This window comes from uncultured Stenotrophomonas sp. (assembly GCF_963519925.1).
Taxonomy (GTDB): Bacteria; Pseudomonadota; Gammaproteobacteria; order Xanthomonadales; family Xanthomonadaceae; genus Stenotrophomonas; species Stenotrophomonas maltophilia_AE.
The window spans coordinates 1-3,615 of record NZ_CAUQPH010000224.1; the positions used below are offsets into that span (position 1 = coordinate 1).

Sequence of the window (3,615 nt, forward strand, 5' to 3'; positions counted from 1 at the left end):
CCGTCGAACAGCGCCAGCGAGGCCGCCGCTGCATGGCGCCGGCTCATGCCGCTGCACCGCCGCGTGAAAGCAGCTCGGCCACCGCATCGGCCGCGCGCGCCGACGCGTCCTGGCGCAGCTGCAGGTGCAGCTGCTCGTAGGTCGGCTGGATATCGAGACCGCGCTGCGGATGTTCGAACCATTGCAGGATCGCATCGGCCAGCTTGTCCGGCACGCAGTCGTGCTGGATCAGCTCCGGCGCCAGGTCCTTGCCGGCCAGGATGTTGGGCAGCGCGAAACGGTCCACCTTGATCAGGCCCAGTGCCTTGACGATCCGGTAGGTCAGCTCCGCCACCCGGTAGCCCACCACCATCGTCCGCTTCACCAGCATGGTTTCCAGCGTGGCCGTGCCCGAGGCCAGCACCACCACGTCGGCCGCGATCATCGCCGTACGCGCCTCGCCGTCCAGCACGTGCGAATGCGCCACCGGCAACGCCGACCGCGACAGCTGCTCGTTGATCAGCTGGCGGCAGGCCGGGTTGGCCGCCGGGACCACCACGTGCAGGCCCGGAATACGCTCCGAAACCTGCCAGGCCGCCTCGAAGAAGGCTTCGCCCAGCTTGCTGATCTCGCCCAGCCGGCTGCCCGGCAGTACGGCCAGCACCTTCGCATTGGCCGGCAGGCCCAGCGCCACGCGAGCCGCCTCGCGGTCGCTGTGCAGCGGGATGTCGTCGGCCATCGGGTGGCCGACGAACCGTGCATCGATGCCGTGCCGCGCGTAGATCGGCGGCTCCATCGGGAACAGGCACAGCACCAGGTCGGCGCTGGCGCCGATCTTCTCCGCGCGCTTCTCGCGCCAGGCCCACACCGACGGACTGACATAGTGCACCGTGCGCACGCCGCGTTCCTTCAGCCAACGCTCCACGCCCAGGTTGAAGTCCGGCGCATCGATGCCGATGAACACGTCCGGCTGCCACTCCAGCACGCGGGTGCGGAATGCCTTGCGCAGGGCGAGCAGGCGCGGTAGGTGGCGCAGCACTTCGGTCAGCCCCATCACCGCCAGTTCGCTGGCGTCGAACCAGGTCTGGCAGCCGGCGTTGCGCATGGCGTCACCGCCGATGCCGGCAAATTCGGCATCGGGGAAGCGGCGTTGCAGTTCGCGGACCAGACCGGCGCCCAACAGGTCGCCGGAAGCTTCACCGGCGACCAGGGCGATCCGCAGCGGCCGAGCGGTCATCGCAGCAGCGGCCTCTCGGCGTGCTCGATGAAGTCCAGCATGTCCTTGACGTCGGCGCTGTGCGTGGCCTGTTCGGCCAGCTGCACCTTGGCTTCGGCCAGCGGCAGGCCGGCCACGTACAGGGTGCGGTAAGCACGCTTGATGCTGGCGATGCGCTCGGCATCGAAGCCACGGCGCTTCAGGCCTTCGCTGTTGATGCCACGCGGGCGACCCAGCGAGTCGCTGCCGACCATGGTGAACGGCGGGACGTCGCCATTGGTCAGTGCGCCCATGCCGAGGAAGGCGTGGGCACCGATGCGGCAGAACTGGTGGGCACCGGCGAAGCCGCTGATGATCACGTAGTCGCCCACGGTCACGTGGCCGGCGAGGGTGGTGTTGTTGGAGAACACGCAGTGGTTGCCGACATGGCAGTCATGCGCCACGTGGGTGTAGGCCAGCATCCAGTTGCCGTTGCCGATGGTGGTGACGCCACCGCCGCCGCCGGTACCGCGGTTGAGGGTGACGAACTCGCGGAACACGTTGTCGTCGCCGATCACCAGTTCGGTGCGCTCGCCGGCGTATTTCTTGTCCTGCGGCTCGCCGCCGACCGCGACGTGGCCGATGAAGCGGTTGTTGCGGCCGATCCGGGTCGGGCCGTGGATCGAGCAGTGCGGGCCGACTTCGGTGCCGGCACCGATTTCGACGTCGGCACCGATCAGGCAGAACGCACCGACACGCACATCCGCCGCCAGTTTTGCCGACGGGTCGATGACCGCGGTGGGGTGGATGAGCGGCGCGTTCATTCGCGGGTGCCGGCGCAGAGCACTTCGGCGCAGGCGACGACTTCGCCGTCGACCTTGGCCACGCAGTCGTACACCGCCATGTTGCGGATCACGCGCTTGATCTCCACGTGCATCTCCAGCACGTCACCGGGCACGACCTGCCTGCTGAAGCGGGCCTTGTCGACCTTGACCATGTAGAACAGCTTGGACTGGGCGTCACGGCCCAGGGTGAGCTGGGTCAGCACGCCGCCGGCCTGGGCCATGGCTTCGATGATCAGCACGCCGGGCATGATCGGCTGGCCGGGGAAGTGGCCCTGGAAGAACGGTTCGTTGATGCTGACGTTCTTGGTGGCGACGATGGTGCGCTTTTCGTAATCGATCGCGACGACCTTGTCGACCAGCAGGAAGGGGTAGCGGTGCGGGATCAGCGCCTGGATTTCGGTGATGTCCGGCAGCTTCTGTTCGTGGCTCATTCCTTCTCCTTGCTTACAGACAGGATGCGACGGGCCAGGGCATCGAGCTGCTTGAAGCGCGCGGCGTTCTTGCGCCACGTGCGATTGTCGGTCAATGGGGTCCCGGACGAGTACTCGCCCGGTTCGGTGATGGAGTTGCGCACCACGGACTTGCCGGTGATGACCACCTTGTCGCAGATCTCGAGGTGGCCGACGACGCCGACGGCGCCGCCGAGCAGGCAGTAGCGGCCGATCTTGGCGCTGCCGGCGATGCCGGTGCAGCCGGCGATGGCGGAGTGGGCGCCGATCTGGACGTTGTGGGCGATCTGGACGAGGTTGTCCAGGCGCACGTCGTTGTCGAGCACGGTATCTTCGAGGGCACCGCGGTCGACGCAGGTGTTGGCGCCGATCTCGCAGTCGTCGCCGATCCGCACGCCGCCGAGCTGGGGTACTTTGATCCAGCTGCCGGCATCCATGGCCAGGCCGAACCCATCGGCGCCAAGCACGGCGCCCGGATGGATGCGCACGCGCTTGCCGATGCGGACGCGGGTGACCAGGGTGACGCGGGCGATGAGTTCGCAGCCGGTGTCGAGGCTGCAGTCTTCGCCGATGACGCTGCCGGGGCCGACGATGCAGTTTTCACCGACCACGCTGCGCGCGCCGATGGTGACGAACGGGCCGATGTGGGCGCTGGCGGCGACCTGGGCGTCGGGATCGATGACGGCGCTGGGGTGGATGCCCGGCGGCCGGGTCGGGGCGATGTCGAACAGCGCGGCGATCTTGGCGAAGGTGGTGTACGGGTCCTTGGCGATCAGCGCGGTACCGGGTGCGGCGTCGGCGTCGTCGGCGCGCAGCACCACGATGCCGGCCTGGCTGTCGGCCAGCTGGGCCCGGTAGCGCGGATTGGCCAGGAAGGTCAGCTGGCCGGAGCCGGCATGGGCAAGCGTGGCCACGCCACGGATGGCGGTGCTGCCATCACCATGGACCTGCAGGCCAAACTGCTCGGCGAGTTGCTGGGCGGTATAGGTAGGAGTGTTCACGCCGCGAGTTTACCGTGTGCCGCCAGTTCGGTCATGCATCCGATCTTGGGCTTTCGCCGCCCGGCGCCGGTTTGCCGGGGCGCGCGCTGCAGCAGACGCGGCTGCCGGTGGGGCGAGCGCGGGGCCGCCGTGCCCTTGTGGGCGAA

The 3,615-nt window shown here is 68.4% G+C and carries 3 protein-coding genes and 1 pseudogene; all 4 read right to left on the reverse strand.

All coding sequences use genetic code 11. The annotated features are described in order from the left end of the window. Window positions 1-43: 43 nt before the first annotated feature. Window positions 44-1,210 (reverse strand): annotated as a pseudogene (gene lpxB / locus RWO33_RS19725) (lipid-A-disaccharide synthase); the annotation flags it as partial. A 2-nt stretch (window positions 1,211-1,212) separates the two neighbouring features. After that, on the reverse strand, window positions 1,213-1,998 hold the full coding sequence (lpxA, locus tag RWO33_RS19730) for an acyl-ACP--UDP-N-acetylglucosamine O-acyltransferase (RefSeq protein ID WP_145478154.1): 786 nt from the start codon (window positions 1,996-1,998) through the stop codon (window positions 1,213-1,215). Further along, window positions 1,995-2,450, reverse strand: coding sequence for a 3-hydroxyacyl-ACP dehydratase FabZ (gene fabZ / locus RWO33_RS19735; RefSeq protein WP_314107107.1), 456 nt, complete (start codon window positions 2,448-2,450; stop codon window positions 1,995-1,997). Before fabZ ends, lpxA begins: the two co-directional genes overlap by 4 nt. Beyond that, entirely contained in the window at window positions 2,447-3,469 is a 1,023-nt protein-coding gene (gene lpxD, locus RWO33_RS19740) for a UDP-3-O-(3-hydroxymyristoyl)glucosamine N-acyltransferase (protein ID WP_314107109.1), read from the reverse strand. The genes fabZ and lpxD overlap by 4 nt, the downstream gene beginning before the upstream one ends. Between the last annotated feature and the right edge of the window lie 146 nt (window positions 3,470-3,615).